The sequence below is a fragment of the Devosia albogilva genome, from assembly GCF_042685625.1.
Classification (GTDB): Bacteria; Pseudomonadota; Alphaproteobacteria; order Rhizobiales; family Devosiaceae; genus Devosia; species Devosia albogilva.
The window spans coordinates 2,170,034-2,184,081 of record NZ_JBHUNP010000001.1 but is presented as its reverse complement, the minus strand read 5'-3'; the positions used below and the strand labels follow the sequence as shown (position 1 = coordinate 2,184,081).

At 65.1% G+C, this 14,048-nt stretch carries 18 protein-coding genes and 1 tRNA gene; 8 read left to right on the top strand and 11 right to left on the bottom strand.

Features of this window, described 5'->3' with window-relative positions; all coding sequences use genetic code 11:
* Position 1 precedes the first annotated feature (1 nt).
* Genes ACFSX5_RS11055 through ACFSX5_RS11045 form a run of 3 tightly spaced genes read left to right on the top strand, consistent with a single transcriptional unit; the run spans position 2 to position 1,559 of the window.
* Complete coding sequence (locus tag ACFSX5_RS11055) at positions 2-985, top strand: FAD:protein FMN transferase (RefSeq protein WP_386833478.1); 984 nt, start codon at positions 2-4, stop codon at positions 983-985.
* 12 nt (positions 986-997) lie between these two features.
* Complete coding sequence (locus ACFSX5_RS11050) at positions 998-1,174, top strand: hypothetical protein (RefSeq protein WP_386833477.1); 177 nt, start codon at positions 998-1,000, stop codon at positions 1,172-1,174.
* Complete coding sequence (locus ACFSX5_RS11045; protein WP_386833475.1) at positions 1,167-1,559, top strand: CBS domain-containing protein; 393 nt, start codon at positions 1,167-1,169, stop codon at positions 1,557-1,559. Before ACFSX5_RS11050 ends, ACFSX5_RS11045 begins: the two co-directional genes overlap by 8 nt.
* 45 nt (positions 1,560-1,604) lie before the next feature.
* On the opposite strand, the gene ACFSX5_RS11040 is transcribed toward ACFSX5_RS11045, so the two are convergent.
* The 3 genes from ACFSX5_RS11040 to ACFSX5_RS11030 all read right to left on the bottom strand — a co-directional run bounded on the left by ACFSX5_RS11040 (position 1,605) and on the right by ACFSX5_RS11030 (position 5,177).
* Positions 1,605-2,579, bottom strand: coding sequence for a calcium/sodium antiporter (locus tag ACFSX5_RS11040; RefSeq protein ID WP_386833473.1), 975 nt, complete (start codon positions 2,577-2,579; stop codon positions 1,605-1,607).
* Positions 2,580-2,623: 44 nt separating this feature from the next.
* Positions 2,624-4,564 (bottom strand): heavy metal translocating P-type ATPase, encoded by a 1,941-nt coding sequence (locus tag ACFSX5_RS11035; RefSeq protein WP_386833472.1) that lies wholly within the window; start codon positions 4,562-4,564, stop codon positions 2,624-2,626.
* 205 nt (positions 4,565-4,769) lie between these two features.
* On the bottom strand, positions 4,770-5,177 hold the full coding sequence (locus tag ACFSX5_RS11030) for a hypothetical protein (protein ID WP_386833471.1): 408 nt from the start codon (positions 5,175-5,177) through the stop codon (positions 4,770-4,772).
* 2 nt (positions 5,178-5,179) lie between these two features.
* Between ACFSX5_RS11030 and ACFSX5_RS11025 the strand changes: the two genes are divergently transcribed.
* Positions 5,180-5,500 (top strand): HNH endonuclease, encoded by a 321-nt coding sequence (locus ACFSX5_RS11025; RefSeq protein ID WP_386833470.1) that lies wholly within the window; start codon positions 5,180-5,182, stop codon positions 5,498-5,500.
* Positions 5,501-5,536: 36 nt separating this feature from the next.
* Here the strand turns inward: ACFSX5_RS11025 and ACFSX5_RS19650 are convergent, their stop codons facing one another.
* Positions 5,537-5,617 (bottom strand): hypothetical protein, encoded by an 81-nt coding sequence (locus ACFSX5_RS19650; RefSeq protein ID WP_449240240.1) that lies wholly within the window; start codon positions 5,615-5,617, stop codon positions 5,537-5,539.
* Positions 5,618-5,619: 2 nt separating this feature from the next.
* Between ACFSX5_RS19650 and ACFSX5_RS11020 the strand changes: the two genes are divergently transcribed.
* On the top strand, positions 5,620-5,820 hold the full coding sequence (locus tag ACFSX5_RS11020; protein ID WP_386833469.1) for a hypothetical protein: 201 nt from the start codon (positions 5,620-5,622) through the stop codon (positions 5,818-5,820).
* Between the two features lie 293 nt (positions 5,821-6,113).
* On the opposite strand, the gene ACFSX5_RS11015 is transcribed toward ACFSX5_RS11020, so the two are convergent.
* A tRNA-Ser gene (locus tag ACFSX5_RS11015) sits at positions 6,114-6,203 on the bottom strand.
* 246 nt (positions 6,204-6,449) lie between these two features.
* Between ACFSX5_RS11015 and ACFSX5_RS11010 the strand changes: the two genes are divergently transcribed.
* From ACFSX5_RS11010 to ACFSX5_RS11000, 3 genes are read left to right on the top strand one after another with little or no spacing between them, the layout of a single operon-like run.
* Positions 6,450-6,773 carry a hypothetical protein gene (locus ACFSX5_RS11010; protein ID WP_386833468.1) on the top strand — a complete coding sequence of 108 codons (324 nt, stop codon included), beginning with the start codon at positions 6,450-6,452 and terminating at the stop codon, positions 6,771-6,773.
* A gap of 34 nt (positions 6,774-6,807) precedes the next feature.
* Complete coding sequence (msrA, locus tag ACFSX5_RS11005) at positions 6,808-7,470, top strand: peptide-methionine (S)-S-oxide reductase MsrA (RefSeq protein ID WP_386833467.1); 663 nt, start codon at positions 6,808-6,810, stop codon at positions 7,468-7,470.
* A 32-nt stretch (positions 7,471-7,502) separates the two neighbouring features.
* Positions 7,503-7,898 (top strand): MmcQ/YjbR family DNA-binding protein, encoded by a 396-nt coding sequence (locus tag ACFSX5_RS11000; RefSeq protein ID WP_386833465.1) that lies wholly within the window; start codon positions 7,503-7,505, stop codon positions 7,896-7,898.
* On the opposite strand, the gene ACFSX5_RS10995 is transcribed toward ACFSX5_RS11000, so the two are convergent.
* The 6 genes from ACFSX5_RS10995 to ACFSX5_RS10970 all read right to left on the bottom strand — a co-directional run bounded on the left by ACFSX5_RS10995 (position 7,870) and on the right by ACFSX5_RS10970 (position 13,898).
* Positions 7,870-9,651, bottom strand: a complete 1,782-nt coding sequence (locus tag ACFSX5_RS10995) for a hypothetical protein (RefSeq protein ID WP_386833464.1) — start codon at positions 9,649-9,651, stop codon at positions 7,870-7,872. The genes ACFSX5_RS11000 and ACFSX5_RS10995 overlap by 29 nt on opposite strands.
* A 332-nt stretch (positions 9,652-9,983) precedes the next feature.
* Positions 9,984-10,292, bottom strand: a complete 309-nt coding sequence (locus ACFSX5_RS10990) for an HPr family phosphocarrier protein (RefSeq protein WP_386833462.1) — start codon at positions 10,290-10,292, stop codon at positions 9,984-9,986.
* A 52-nt stretch (positions 10,293-10,344) separates the two neighbouring features.
* A complete protein-coding gene (locus ACFSX5_RS10985) occupies positions 10,345-10,746 on the bottom strand; it encodes a PTS sugar transporter subunit IIA (protein ID WP_386833461.1) in 402 nt (133 codons plus the stop codon).
* Between the two features lie 160 nt (positions 10,747-10,906).
* Positions 10,907-11,377, bottom strand: a complete 471-nt coding sequence (locus ACFSX5_RS10980) for an HPr kinase/phosphorylase (RefSeq protein WP_386833459.1) — start codon at positions 11,375-11,377, stop codon at positions 10,907-10,909.
* Between the two features lie 10 nt (positions 11,378-11,387).
* On the bottom strand, positions 11,388-13,169 hold the full coding sequence (locus ACFSX5_RS10975; RefSeq protein WP_386835626.1) for a stimulus-sensing domain-containing protein: 1,782 nt from the start codon (positions 13,167-13,169) through the stop codon (positions 11,388-11,390).
* A 15-nt stretch (positions 13,170-13,184) separates the two neighbouring features.
* Positions 13,185-13,898: a response regulator gene (locus tag ACFSX5_RS10970; protein WP_386833457.1), complete on the bottom strand. Its 714-nt coding sequence runs from the start codon at positions 13,896-13,898 to the stop codon at positions 13,185-13,187.
* Between the last annotated feature and the right edge of the window lie 150 nt (positions 13,899-14,048).

Here is a 14,048-nt window from a genome sequence, read left to right as displayed (position 1 = left end):
CATGAACAAGATCCATCTCACCCGGCGTCAGGTTCTCGCAGGCGGCCTTGCAGCGGCAACGGCACTTGCCTGTCCGGCGCTCGCCCGCTCCGCATCTCCGACTTTGGCGATTGGCGGACCGGCCTTCGGCACCTCCTGGAAGGCCACGTTGAGGGCCGCGGCCAACGCGGGCGTGCTCGAGACTGCCCTGCAGGAGACGCTTGCTCGGATCGACCGGCTGATGTCGCCATGGCGGCGCGACAGCGCCATCACAGCATTCAATGAGAGGCGAAGCCGGGACTGGCAGCCGATCGACAGCGAAATCGCTACGGTCGTTCAAGCGGCATCGTCGGTTCGGGGCGCCAGCGAGCGAGCCTTCGACATCGCGGTCGGACCGCATGTGGGACGCTGGGGCTTCGGTCCAATGGCGGCAGCAGAGGTTCCCCTGGACGCCGAGGTCCTGGCTTCGGATGCTGCCCTTTGCAAGTCACACCCCGAAGTGACTGTCGATCTCTGTGGCATTGCCAAGGGTTATGCGCTTGACAAGATGGTGAGCGTGCTGCGTGAACGCGGCGAGGAGAATCTTGTCGTCGACCTGGGCGGTGAAGTCGCTGCGCTTGGATATCATCCGAGCGGTCGTTCATGGCAGATTGCGGTGGAGGATCCCCGCCACGGCCATTTCGGTTCGGCCGAAATCATCGCCCTCGCTGGGCGGGCAATCGCCACGTCCGGCGACAAGGTCAACGGCTATACGCTTGGCGGAAGGCGCTACAGCCACATTATCGATCCGACCACAGACGAGCCCGTAGAGGGGGCCGCTGCATCGGTCTCCGTCATCGCCGACAACGCCATGCTGGCCGACGGATGGGCAACTGCGCTCGTGTCCGCGGGCGTCAATGGCCCTGCACTGGCCCAGCGAAATGGGCTGGACGCTCTTTTCCTTTTCAACGAGGAAGCGAGCCTTCGACGTGTCGCAATCGGTCGCTTCGATGAGCACTTGGCCTGAGGAGGAACGCACATGGAGCTTGTCATCGCGCCACTGATCGTCATTCTGGCAACGGGTGGTCTTGCGCTGGGACTGATGGTTCGGGGCCGCGTGCTTCAGACCTCCTGCGGCGGGTTAGCCTGCCTGCCTGACGATGCCCGTTGTGCGGGATGCCCGAAGCGGACTCAGCAGGTGCACGGCGATGACTGACGTTATCGCCAGTGTCATCATGCGAACGGATTATCTGACGCTCGACACGGAGATGCCGATCCGTCAGGCCGCCGGCCTACTGCACGCGAACGGCCAGGAAGCAGCACCGGTCGTGGACGCTGCAGGCACCCTCGTCGGAATTTTGACGCAGAAGGACTGCTTCCGCCCCGCCATGATGGCGAGCTACTACCGGCAGTGGCGGGGCACCGTGGGCGACCAGATGAGCCGCCCTGTCAAGATCATCGAGGCTGAAGCGGACATCGTCGCCGCCGCCGAGATGTTCCTTTCAGAGCCGCACCGGGCCTTCCCAGTGCTTCGATCGGGACAGATTATCGGGTTATTGCGCCGCGAGGACGTCCTCGGCCGCTTGCTCGAGTTGGGTTAACGAGGACGAGGGGTAGTCTTGCCGAGGCACCATTGGGTCCGACCATCAGATCAAGGCGATCGCACCGCGCCCGTTCGTGGTGAGCAGCGCCACCAAATAGAGCCCGTATGTGGCCAGGAAGACGACACCTTCGCGTCGACTTAGGCGCCAGCCGGTCACTGCAAATACAACGAGCAGCACAGCCGTGCCCACCATCACCCAGACATCAAAGCGAAGGAATTCCGAGCTAACTGCCACCGGCGAGATGAGCGCACACCCTCCAAGGATCCCGAGCGCGTTGAAGATGTTGCTGCCCACAACATTCCCGAAGGCGACGTCGCCCTTTCCGCGGATCGCAGCCATCACAGATGTGGCGAACTCCGGCATCGACGTGCCAACCGCCACTAAGGTCAGGCCGACTACCGCTTCGGACAGTCCGAGGCGCGGCGCTATCTCAATAGCCGCTCCGATCAGGAGGTCCGCCCCGAACACAACTCCAACGATACCGCCAACGGCGAGCGTCAGCGCGAGCCAGACTGACACTGGCGCCGCGTGGGCCTCGGCTTGGGCGCTATGCATTTCGGCGCTTGCGTCGGAGGACATCCTCTCCGTCGCGTAGGTGTAGCCGACGTAGCCGGCCAGAAGAACCAGCAGTATCAAGCCCTCCCAACGGCCGATCTCGCCCCTCAGGGCAAGCACAAGCAACAACAGGCTGGCTCCGATCAGGACGATCCCATCACGACGGAACGCCTCCTTGCGCGTCGCGATTGGCAGGATCAGTGCGGACGCCCCCAGGATGAGCAAGACGTTGGCGATGTTGCTGCCTATGACGTTGCCGACCGCAATTGCAGGTGCTCCGCGCACCGCAGCCTGAATGCTCGAAACAAGCTCGGGCATCGAGGTTCCGAAGCCGACAAGCGTCAGGCCGATCATCAGCTGAGAGACACCGAGGCGCGTCGCTACACTGACGCTGCCTCTGACCAAGGCTTCGCCACCGCCGAGCAGCAGTGCAAGACCGATGATGAGTTCAATCCAAGTCAATCTGCAGATTCCTGAATTCAGGGGGGAGCCGTCCTATGGAAGCTTCAGCCTGCGGATCGGGTCACCTTCCTGCGATATGCCCGGCTCGCATCTGGTCGGACCTGCTCCGAGGAGGCCGACCTGGACATCCGCATAGGCGGCGTCACCGCCTTGCCTCGCCGAATAGGATCACGGAGCAGCCGCAATCCATTGAGAACCACCAGCACCGTCCCGCCTTCATGTCCGATCACGGCGATCGGCAGAGGCAGTTCAAAGAACAGCCCCCCGGTCACGAGCACTGCCATCGCCCCTATGGCGAATGTGAGATTCTGGCGAATGATCGCCGCCGTCCGACGTGCGAGCCGATGCGCTTCTGCAAGCCGCCCCATGTCTTCCGACAGGAGGGCGACGTCAGCTGCCTGAAGCGCAACCTCTGAGCCCGCCGCCCCCATGGCGATTCCCACTTCGGCGCGTGCAAGCGCGGCTGCGTCGTTGACGCCGTCGCCGACGTAAGCAACCTTGCCAGTTGCTGCCAGTTCGCCCACCATGCTGACCTTGTCTTCAGGCAGCATGTCAGCATGGATCTGCGCTGGCTGTAGCCCGAGCTCTTCGCCTATCCGCAGCGCCACGGGACGGCGGTCGCCGGTCATCATGACGATCCTGCCGATCCCGGCCTCCGTTAGCGCAGCAAGTGTCGGCCGCGAGGTCGCGCGCACCGCATCGGCGATGGTAACGGCCCCGAGCACCCGCCCATCCCGCCCGGCATAGATTACCGAGTGGGCGTCCGCGGCCAAGGCCAGCAGTGCTGGGTGATCGATGGACGCGCCCATAAGCGTGGCAAGGCGCGGATTGCCAGCCCACAACCGGGATTGCCCATCATTGCCGACGATACCCTCGCTCGGTCTGTTGACCACGTCCAGCACCTTGGCAGGCTGCAGGCCGCGGCTGGCGGCCTCTCGCCGGATTGCGGCTGCACTGGGGTGTTCCGATTGGGCCTCCAACCCCGCGAGAAGCGCCAGGAAGCCCGGCTCGTCGTCATCGAGGGCCACGACACCAGTCACGGCCGCCTTTCCCGTGGTCAGTGTGCCTGTCTTGTCGAAGGCGAAGGTGTCCACCGACGCAAGCGTTTCGAGCGCTTCACCGCCCTTGAACAGCACGCCTCCACGCGCAGCAGCAGACAGCGACGACAGAATGGCGGCCGGCACAGAAATAACGATCGCACAAGGACTGGCTGCAACCAGCAGGGTCGCCGACCGATACAGCGCTTCCTCCCAAGTGCTTCCGAGGAGGTAGAAGGCGCCGAAGGCGAGGACGGCGCCGGCCATCACCGCAATCGTGTAGCGCTGCCCGAACCAGGCGCTGAACCGCTCAGAGGGAGCTTTGGACGATTGGGCCTGGGTGACAAGCGCTATCATCCTCGCGACGGTGCTGTCCTGCACCGTCTTCGTTACGGCGGCCTCAAGCACACCGTCGATGTTTACCGTCGCCTCGAATACTGGGGCCCCGGGTTCCTTGGTGACCGGCATGGACTCGCCAGTGATGTTTGCCTCGTCGAGAGCGCCGCGACCGCTGGTAATGATTCCATCCGCGGGGACCCGCGCCCCGGGCCGCAGGACGAAAGTATCGCCCACTGCCAGCTCGGCAACCGGGACTTCGGTGACCAGGCCGTCGGGCCCCTTGCGTAATGCAGTTTCCGGTCGAAGCGCCATTAGGGCTTCTATGGCCCGGCGGGCGCGTCCCATCGCCCGCTCCTCCAAAGTGGTCGAGACACTGAACAGCGTCAAAAGGATCGCGCCCTCGAACGGTGCACCGACCGCTGCAGCCGCAAGCGCCGCGACGACCATCAGCAGGTCGATGTCCAGAATGTGCTCATCCCACAGGACGGAAACTGCTCTCCAAGCTGCCGGTAGGCCGCCAGCGAGATACACAATCGTGAGGCCTGATAGGGACGAGATGTCGGCTGCGCCACCTCGGAGGGGCCATAGTCCAAGGATGGCCAGCAGCATTCCGAGGACTGTCGAAACGGTCAGGACGAAGGATAGATTTTCTTGCAGCAGTCGTCTCACGTGATCTTGGCGCACCGTTGCAGCTCTCTTTACTCCAAATTCCGTTCGGCCAGCCCATAGTGCTGCGCGCCGGTCGGGCACAGCACTGATAGCACGGAAAGCTGTTGCGACAGACCGGCGCCGGCGATTCAGTATGCTAGTGCGCCTACCTTCCCAGAACCGATTTGATCGTGTGACCGCCGCCATAGATCGCGAGCCAGAGGCCGGCGAAGCCTAGCAGGTGTTCCCATGGTATCGGCACGATTGACGTGCCGGCGGTTGCGTTCGCTACCGGCAATATCACGCCGTTCCATGACCAGAGGAACAGCAACATCCACGACATGGCCGGGCGCCATCCCCAGAAGAAGACGCTGCCACGCTGATCCTCGCGGTCCAGCATGTGGTCGCGCTGCGAGGTCGCCATCGTGAGATAGGCAAGCCACTCGGCGCTTCGTTCGCGCTCGATCGCCTGCACCTTGGTGGCGGCCTTGGAATCAGCCTCGATCGCAGCTTTCACTGCTTCCGGTGTGGGCTGAGCACCAAAGGCCTGGGCAACGTGCGTTTCGCGACGCACTGATGAGCGCCTATGGGGGGCGTTGTGCGATGACCGGTTGCGCTATCGCAGACGTCCTCGAGGCGGCGCACATTTATCCATATCGAGGAGCGGCGACCAATGCCGTGTCAAATGGGCTTCTCTTGCGGGCCGACTTGCACACTCTGTTCGATTGCGGCCTGATCGCCATCGACGCCGTCTCGAGAACGATTCTGGTGTCTCCCCGGCTTAACGACAGCGAGTATGGCGAACTGCACGGCCGGAAGTTACGCTCGCCGCAAACCCCAGCTCAGTTGCCGAGTGAGGCTGCCCTCATCATCCACCGAGCCTCGGCGGGGTTCTAAGGCAGTTTCTGCCACGCGCGGCGCCGCGGCTGGTACTCATCGTTGCGCCCGCCGCCAGCCGGCGCTTTGCGCTTCCGCCTCGCTGCAGAACCAGCGCTCCCCGTCGCGCTCCTGGATCCGTGTCCGCTCGTATCCTCGCGCTCGAGATTAAGGGCACCGACAGCCCTCAGAACAAGGCCAAGCGGGATGCGCTGAACGAATGGGTGAAGGCGATCAACGCGGCAGGCGGTTTCGGACGCTGGGCATGGGATGTCGCGTTCAAGCCAGGCGAGGTGCAGGACATCATCACGAAACACGCGGCCGCCGAGCCAGCAGAATAGAGCTGGTGGCTCGTCCAATGAGCGACGATGTTGTTCGACGCCGGTCCTATCTAGACAGCGCCACTGGCATCGAAGTGTTCAGGTTGTGCTCGGATTTATCTGGGCCTTTCAGCGCCTTGCAGACTCTACACCGAACCTGCGCAGTCGAGAGGCTTGGAGAATATCGGCCCTGAGAGACCGCTTCGGGACGGTCTGGCGCCGGCGTCAGTGCTCAGCCCCACCGGCATAACCCGTGAAAACAACGGAAAAATTCGGTCGCAGCCGGATCGGGAGAGCGCTTTTGCGAGGGCAAGTGGCGGAGAGAGAGGGATTCGAACCCTCGAGACGGTTCCCCGCCTACACACTTTCCAGGCGTGCGCCTTCGACCACTCGGCCATCTCTCCGCATCGGCTGTTTCCCGGCTGGAAGAGATCCGGGAAAGCCGGCCTCAAGGCCGGCGCGAGCGAGCGGCAATATACTTATCGTCGCCCCTTGCGCAAGGGATCACGACACGGCGATGACGATTGTTTCAGCGTTAGCCACAACCCATCTCTTGTGAGCCGAACCTCGGGCATGGCAGAACACCTCTGTCCACCGGCGGAACGGGCGGCTTCGGCCCGGCTTATCCTCGTGTAGGATAGGGAAGGGTCATGCGGCTGATCTTGCGTATCACGGGTACCTGGCTGATTGCGCTGGCACTGGTGCTGGCGGTGGTGGACGGCACGCGCTCGCTGGCGGCCAATGCAGTGGAGTTCACCAGCCTTGCCGAGCTGTGGACTCAGCTCAACCCGGCCAGTCTCGAGGCGGTGCGGGGCTTTTTCGCCAGCCGATTTTTCGCCGACCTGCTCGATGCGACGCTCGATCAAGTGCTTGATTATCCGGCATTCGCAGTCGTGGCGATCCCCGGTATCATGATCGCCCTGCTGGGCCGCCGACCCCGACGGGAGCGCTATATCCGCGCCGGTCAGTTCTGACCGCCCCACGGGACGGCTTGAAAGGAGTTCACCGATGTTCCTCAGATCCAAGCCCATGACCATCCCGAGCGCGGCCGAGGCCCTGCCGGGCCGGGACGCGGAAATCCCCGTCGCCGCTCAGCATTTCGTCAATGGCGAGCCACTCAAGGGGCCCTATCCCGCGGGCGCCGAGACCATTTACCTCGGCCTCGGGTGCTTCTGGGGTGCCGAGCGGCTGTTCTGGCAATTGCCCGGCGTGATCGTCACCGCGGTGGGTTACCAGGGCGGCCATACGCCCAATGCGACCTATGAGGAGGTCTGCAGCGGCCGGACCGGGCATAGCGAGATCGTCAAGGTGGTCCATGACCCCAAGGCCATCAGCCTTGAGACCATCCTCAAGACGTTCTGGGAAGAGCACGACCCGACGCAAGGCATGCGGCAGGGCAATGACGTCGGCACGCAGTATCGCTCGGCGATCTACACGACCACGCCCGAACAGGCCGAAATCGTGCGCAAGAGCCGTGACATGTATCAGGCGGCTCTGGACAGGGCTGGACGCGGCCGAATCACCACGGAGATTGCCGAGGCCGGTCCGTTCTACTATGCCGAGACCTACCACCAGCAGTATCTGGCCAAGAACCCGAACGGCTATTGCGGCCTCGCCGGCACCGGCGTGTCGTGCCCGATCGGGCTCGGCGTCACCGCTGCTGCGGAGTAGATGAACGAAGCTGAACGAAACATGGGCGGCAGATGAACGATTTTCCGCCGCTCATGCATCGCTCGAACTTCGAAGATTTCGTCACCTCGCTGCCGGCTGCACGAACCGTGCGGCAGTGGCGGGACGATTCCGTGGCCTATGTGGGTGAGCGCATCTTCGCGCTGCTCGATCGTGACCCGGGCGAGATCTGGCTCAAGGTCTCGGATCTCGCCTACCCCATCCTGATCGAGCAGCCCGGCATCCGGCCGGCACCCTATTTCGCCCGGGCCAGGTGGGTGGCGATCTCGTCCGCGAGCGGGCTGGGCAAGGAGGACCTTCGCGCCTACCTGATCGAGGCCCATCGGCTGGTGGCGGCGCGGTTGACGCGCAAGGCGCGGCTGGCACTCGGGCTCGAACCGCTTATTGCGGCAGAACCGCAAACACCCTGAGGGCGCTTTCCGGAAGCGTGACCTCCTCGAGCCAATCCGGCAGGGTGCCGGCTCCCACTAGTTCAATGAAACTGTCTTCCGCGCGACCGGCCAGGCCCCGCATTTCCGGCATGGCCGGGCAAAGCACCACGAGGCCGATGCCGCGCGCCTCGGCGATGCCGCGCGCTTCGCTGATGGGCCCGTTGAAGAAGCGGAAGGCATCGAGCACGCCGGCCTCGTTGCGGTGGTAGGGCGCGGCGACCACGGCATGCGGGGTTTCGAGCAAGAGGTGAGCGCCGAGATCGATGGGCGTCATGATGCGCTCGGGCGGCAGCGGCGCGAGGTCGGCGAATGCGGCAGGCACGAGGCACTGATCCTTGCTCTCGAGCACGGCAGCCACGGTCTCGGCGCGGCCGGGCAGCAGGGCGGTGAGGCCGGTCATCGCCAGTGCCAGCACCGCCCCCGAGAACATCAGCCATGAGACCACGAGACCGCCGGCGGCAGCGAGGCTGCGGCTGGCGAGGTAGCGGTGGCGGGCAGTAACGATGACCCAGGCGGCGGCGGGTATGGCGGGCATCACCGCCAAACGGGCGCCGCGTGTCTGCACCAGCATGACGGCGGCGGTGGCGAACAGGAAGGCGAACAGCACCAGCCACTCGGCCCGCTGCGCCTTCACCCGCCACAGCCGCAGCACCACCACGCCCAGCCCGAGCAGGATAGGCACGCCCACGGAAACGGCGTAGGCCGGCAGATCGAGCAGCGTCTCGTGCCAGGGCTTGGCCTCGGTGATGGCGCCGATCCAGTTCTCCTGCAGCCAGGGATCGAGCGCGCCATAGGGCCCGCCCAGGCATTCGGGATAAAGCACGGCGACGATGCCAGCGACGCCGGTGGCACCGGGAATGGCGAGCAGCAGCAGGCGCTGCCAGGATTTCTGTGACGCCGGCAGCAGCGACACGGCGGCGAACACCACGGCGACCCACAGCGCCGCCCCGGCATAGGTGGGCGAGATCATATCGCAGGCGCCTTCCAGCCACCGTGCCGGTGGGCGGGTGAGTGCGAGTCCTGCCGCAGTGGCAAGGCCGAAAGCCAGGCCGAAATGGCGCATGGCGCGGGCGCGGCCGGGATCGAACACATAGCCAAGGCCGAAGACAAGGATGGCAGCGACCGCGGCCGGCAGGGACTCGGTGGCGACCGTCAGTCCGAGGGCGGCGAACAGACCGGCAAGCCAGGCGAAACGCGGACGCGAGACCGCCTCGACTGCGGCCCACACGGCGGCGAGCGTCAGCACCACCACCAGATTATGATGGTCGATGCGGCCGGGCGCGAACTCGGCGGTGATTGCGGCACTCAGCATCGGCAGGATCAGCGCCGGCAGCACCGCCTCGGGCCCGGCAAGGCGCAGCGCCAGCCGCGCGCTCAGCCACAAGAGCGCCAGGAGCAGCAGCAGGGGCCAGACCGTACCGGCGAAGATGGCAGCATCGGCCGCGCCGAACAGGGGCGTTGCGACGAACACCAGCAGCGCCAGCGGCAGGTCAACGAGGCGCGACCAGTGGATCTCGGCGCCCCAGGGCGTGTTCAGCCGGTGCTGGGTGAGATCGTACCAGCCCTGTCCGGCAAGAAAATCGCGCACCACCACCATGCGCATGGCGTCGTCGGTATCGCCGAAGAACGGCTCGCCCCCCTGCCCCATCCAGGTGCGCAGCACCAGGATCAGCGCAGCACTGAGGAACACAGCCGCGACAAGGCGGAGATCGATGCGGTGGGACTGGGTCACGAGCGGGAGAATGAGGGAAAGGGATTAAGGTGAGGTTTGGGGGTGCTCCGGGTGGCCGATGTTCATCGTCTCCCCCCCTTGAGGGGAGGGATCAAGGGTGGGGGTGTCGGGAGCGCGTACCCGGGCTGGGCGGCGGGGCGTTGTCGGGCCCAATTGTGAGTCTTGAGCTTGTACGAACGCCGACACCCCCACCCCCAACCCCTCCCCTCAAGGGGGAGGGGAGGACCGGTGGAGGCACCGGTGCCTGCGCCCCTACTTCAGTGGCCGCGTCCTCGTCCTTCGACGGGCTCAGGATGAGGTCTAGGAGGCAGGGGGAAGGGCCAGCTACCGCCCTACAGGGCGCCGTCGGCGTCTTCGTCGAAGCCGTTGTTGACGAGTTCGACGATGGCTTCGAGGGCTTCGCGGGCCTGCTTGCCGCTGGCCTGGACGAGGATGGTGGAGCCGGGGCCGGCGCCGAGCATCATCAGGCCCATGATGGAATTGCCGTTGACGGACTGACCGTCCTTGATCACCTGGACATTGGCATCGAAGCACTCGGCCGTGCGAACGAAGCGTGCCGAGGCGCGGGCGTGCAGGCCCTTGCGGTTGACGATGGTCAGCTGCTGGGCCAGGGCGCGGCTGGTGCCGGTAGCGGTGTCCATCAAGCGATCCTCCAAGACGTCCGGTACCCTACCGCAAGAAATGCGGCAGCATCTAGCCGGCGCCGAGGATCGAATTGGCGACGGTGATGTATTTGCGGCCGGCTTCCTGCGCCAGGTTCACCGCCGCCTTGATGTCGAGCTCGCCCCGGACGCGGCCGAGCTTGACCAGCATCGGCAAATTGACCCCGGCGATCACTTCGACATCGCGGTTCTGCATGACCGAGATCGCTAGATTGGAGGGCGTGCCGCCGAACATGTCGGTGAGGATGATCACCCCACTGCCCTGATTGGCACGATCCACCGCATCGAGAATGTCGTTGCGGCGCTGCTCGACATTGTCGTCGGGCCCGATGGCGATGGTCTCGACCAGCTCCTGCGGGCCGACCACGTGTTCCATGGCTGACTTGAATTCATTGGCGAGCGCCCCGTGCGTCACCAGTACCAGACCGATCATGCGACGTCCCCATGCCGTGTAGCGGTGGCGTCCTGCCACCCACGACATTGCGTTTCCTGCCCCCTGCCGTCCGCCTGAGCGAGCCGGCGCGAACCCGGCCTATACGGACGAGCAGCGGCCAGTCTTGACCCGACCGGCCCGGTATTCAAGCAAATTGTTGTCACCGCTCGGTCTGTCCACTGCCAAGCGCAGCGACGGCTTCTGCCACAAGCAGCACCTGGTGGCCGAGGGCGATCACGCCCGACCGCGGTACCGGGGCGCGCGGCAGGGTGTGGCCCATGAGCTCGGTGGTCAGCTCGTCCTCCTCGATCAGGCGGACGAAGTCCGGAATCAGGTCGATGACCAGGTGGAGGGGCACGAGATTGCGGTGGGGACGGCTGATGATGCCCCGTCCCCTGAGTTCGATCAGGCCGGCGAGCTGCGGCGGTGCCTGCATGGTCAGTTCACGGCCGGTTTCGGCGAGGTCGACGCGATCGTCGGCGACAAGGAAAGCCGGCTGGTTCCGCATCTCCCATCGGTCCAGCAGAGCCAGTGCGAGCACCGATTTGCCGGATCCGGAGGGGCCACGCAGCAGCACGCCGGTTTCGCCCAGCACGAGACCCGTGCCGTGCACATTAAGCGGTTTCGTCATGGATCGGAACTTACTTGCGGGCGCGCGGCAGGACAACCGTGAACACGGCGCCAGAACGGTCCTGGCGATTGGTGGCCCGAATGGTGCCCTTGTGGGCATCCACGATCTGCTTGGAGATCGACAGGCCGAGCCCCGAGTGATCGCCGAAGCTCTCGGTTTCGGGGCGATCGGTGTAGAAGCGCTGGAAGATCTTGCCGAGATCGCCGGTGATGCCGGGGCCCTCGTCGGTCACGGTGACGGTGATGCTGTCGGCGTCGGTGCTCACCGCCACGGTCACGGTGCCGCCCTTGGGAGAGAAGGACACGGCATTGTCGATGAGGTTGGCGAAGACCTGGGCCAGCCGGGATTCGTGGCCGTTCACCACGGTGGAGCCGCGCCCGGCGCGGGCGGCGAGTTCGACCGTGACGTCGCGATTGGCAGCGATGTCGCGCTGGATGGCGACCATGGCTTCGGCCAACTGCAGCACGTCGACGCGCTCGGCGCTTTCGCGCGCCAGTTCGGCATCGAGGCGGCTGGCGCTGGAGATGTCGGTGATCAGCCGGTCGAGGCGCTTGACGTCGTGCTGAATGATGGCGTTGAGGCGATCGCGATCCTCGGCGCGCTTGGCGAGTGGCAGAGTCTCGACGGCGCTGCGGAGCGAGGTCAGCGGGTTCTTGAGCTCGTGGGCGACGTCGGCGGCGAAGCGCTCGATGGCCTCGATGCGGTTATAGAGCCCATCAGTCATGCGCCTGAGAGCCCCGGAGAGGTGGCCGATCTCGTCGGGGCGATCGGTATAATCGGGGATTTCGGCACGGGCATTGCCGGCGGTCTGCACCCGCTCGGCCGCTGCCGCCAGCCGGCGCATGGGGCCGGCAATGGTGCCGGCCATCAACAGCGACAGGGCGATCTGCACGCCGGCGGCGATCATGGCGATCCTGAGGATGCTCCAGCGCTCCTGCGACACCACCGAATCGATGTCGCCCGGGGCAGTGGAGAGGAGAATGGCGCCAACGACGTTGCGCAGCCGCTGTACCGGCACCGCGACCGACACCACCAGCCGGTTCTGCTCGTCGACGCGGACGAAATCGGCGGGGGCGCCGTTGAGGGCCGAGGCGACCTCGGGATATCGGGCGCCCTCGGCGACGCCATGCTCCTGGTATTTGGGGAAGTTGTCGCCCGGCACCCAGGAGAGCACGGCATTCCACCAGTCCCAGAGGAAGAAGCTCTCGCCCTTGGGCGTGGTGGACGGTCGGATCACTTCGCCGCGCGCATAGATGTTGTCGCTGTCGAGGATCATCAGGCCCTGCTGATCATAGATGCGGGCGCGGGTGCGGGTGGGGGTGATGAGATTGCGCAGAAGCGGGGCCACCCGCTCGGGGCTGATCGGAAACTCCAGCGTGGGGTCGTAATAGGAGAGCGAGGAGACGGTGCCGTCGCCCTGCAATTGCAGCAGGCGATCGGGGTTGACGGTGATCGTGTCGCTGTCGGCGGTGGCCGAGGCGGCAATGGCGGCGGCAATGATCTCGCCCTGCACCCGCAGCGACTGCACCCGGGCATCGATCAGACCGGCACGCCACTGGTTGAGGTAGAGAATGCCGACCACCAGCACCAGGAGACCCGCCAGGTTGAGGACGATGATGCGGCGCGTCAGGCTCGAGAATATGGTGAGATCGAGAAAGCGGCGAATGCCGCTGCCGATGCGGGCAAACGGCGCCACGACGCTGCGCCAGCGGAACCGGCGCCGCTCGGGCGTGGTCGCCTCTCCCTCCGCCCGGTGGGCGTCGGATCTTGCGGGCGCATCGTCGTCGAGCACGGCCAAGAGAGGCTCCTACTGCTCCTTGAAGCGATAGCCGACGCCATAAAGCGTCTCGATCATCTCGAAGTCGTCGTCGACGGCCTTGAACTTCTTGCGCAGCCGCTTGATGTGGGAGTCGATGGTGCGGTCGTCGACATAGACCTGGTCATCATAGGCGGCGTCCATCAGCGCGTTGCGCGACTTGACCACGCCGGGCCGCAGCGCCAGCGCCTGCAGGATCAGGAACTCGGTGACGGTCAGGGTCACGCGCTGACCTTTCCAGGTGCAGGTGTGGCGCTCTTCATCGAGCACCAGCGCGCCGCGCTCGATCAGCGCCTTGCCGGGCTGCGGCTCGGCGCCATTGGGCGTGGCCGAGGGATCGCGCGGGGCGGAGCGGCGCAGGATCGCCTTGACCCGCTCGACCAGCAGGCGCTGGCTGAACGGCTTGGTGATGAAATCGTCGGCGCCCATCTTGAGCCCGAACAGCTCGTCGATCTCCTCGTCCTTGGAGGTGAGGAAGATCACCGGCACGTCGGATTTCTGGCGCAGGCGGCGAAGCAATTCCATGCCGTCCATGCGCGGCATCTTGATGTCTAGGATGGCCAGGTCCGGGCGGTCGGTGGTGAGACCTTCAAGACCGGAGGCACCATCGGTGTAGGTGGAAACCGTATAACCCTCGGCCTCCAGCGTCAGTGACACGGAGGTGAGAATATTGCGGTCATCGTCCACCAGGGCGATCTTGGGCATGGGCTGCCTTTCTTCTTTGTGACGCTTGCAAAGTCCAACGCGCGAAGAGTCAAACGGTTGGCGTGGGCGTGGCGTGCCGTTGCAAGCGACAAATACGCGCTAAATATGGCGCGTCCAAGCGTTATGCGACGCCCTAACGCGGGCGGGACC

What these genes read in the sequence shown, in the direction of transcription:
- ACFSX5_RS11055 (WP_386833478.1), top strand. Translation starts at nt 2, where the DNA reads ATGAACAAGATCCATCTCACCCGGCGTCAGGTTCTCGCAGGCGGCCTT.
- ACFSX5_RS11050 (WP_386833477.1), top strand. Translation starts at nt 998, where the DNA reads ATGGAGCTTGTCATCGCGCCACTGATCGTCATTCTGGCAACGGGTGGT.
- ACFSX5_RS11045 (WP_386833475.1), top strand. Translation starts at nt 1,167, where the DNA reads ATGACTGACGTTATCGCCAGTGTCATCATGCGAACGGATTATCTGACG.
- ACFSX5_RS11035 (WP_386833472.1), bottom strand. Translation starts at nt 4,564, where the DNA reads ATGCTGCTGGCCATCCTTGGACTATGGCCCCTCCGAGGTGGCGCAGCC.
- ACFSX5_RS11025 (WP_386833470.1), top strand. Translation starts at nt 5,180, where the DNA reads ATGAGCGCCTATGGGGGGCGTTGTGCGATGACCGGTTGCGCTATCGCA.
- ACFSX5_RS11010 (WP_386833468.1), top strand. Translation starts at nt 6,450, where the DNA reads ATGCGGCTGATCTTGCGTATCACGGGTACCTGGCTGATTGCGCTGGCA.
- msrA (WP_386833467.1), top strand. Translation starts at nt 6,808, where the DNA reads ATGTTCCTCAGATCCAAGCCCATGACCATCCCGAGCGCGGCCGAGGCC.
- ACFSX5_RS11000 (WP_386833465.1), top strand. Translation starts at nt 7,503, where the DNA reads ATGAACGATTTTCCGCCGCTCATGCATCGCTCGAACTTCGAAGATTTC.
- ACFSX5_RS10990 (WP_386833462.1), bottom strand. Translation starts at nt 10,292, where the DNA reads ATGGACACCGCTACCGGCACCAGCCGCGCCCTGGCCCAGCAGCTGACC.
- ACFSX5_RS10985 (WP_386833461.1), bottom strand. Translation starts at nt 10,746, where the DNA reads ATGATCGGTCTGGTACTGGTGACGCACGGGGCGCTCGCCAATGAATTC.
- ACFSX5_RS10980 (WP_386833459.1), bottom strand. Translation starts at nt 11,377, where the DNA reads ATGACGAAACCGCTTAATGTGCACGGCACGGGTCTCGTGCTGGGCGAA.
- ACFSX5_RS10970 (WP_386833457.1), bottom strand. Translation starts at nt 13,898, where the DNA reads ATGCCCAAGATCGCCCTGGTGGACGATGACCGCAATATTCTCACCTCC.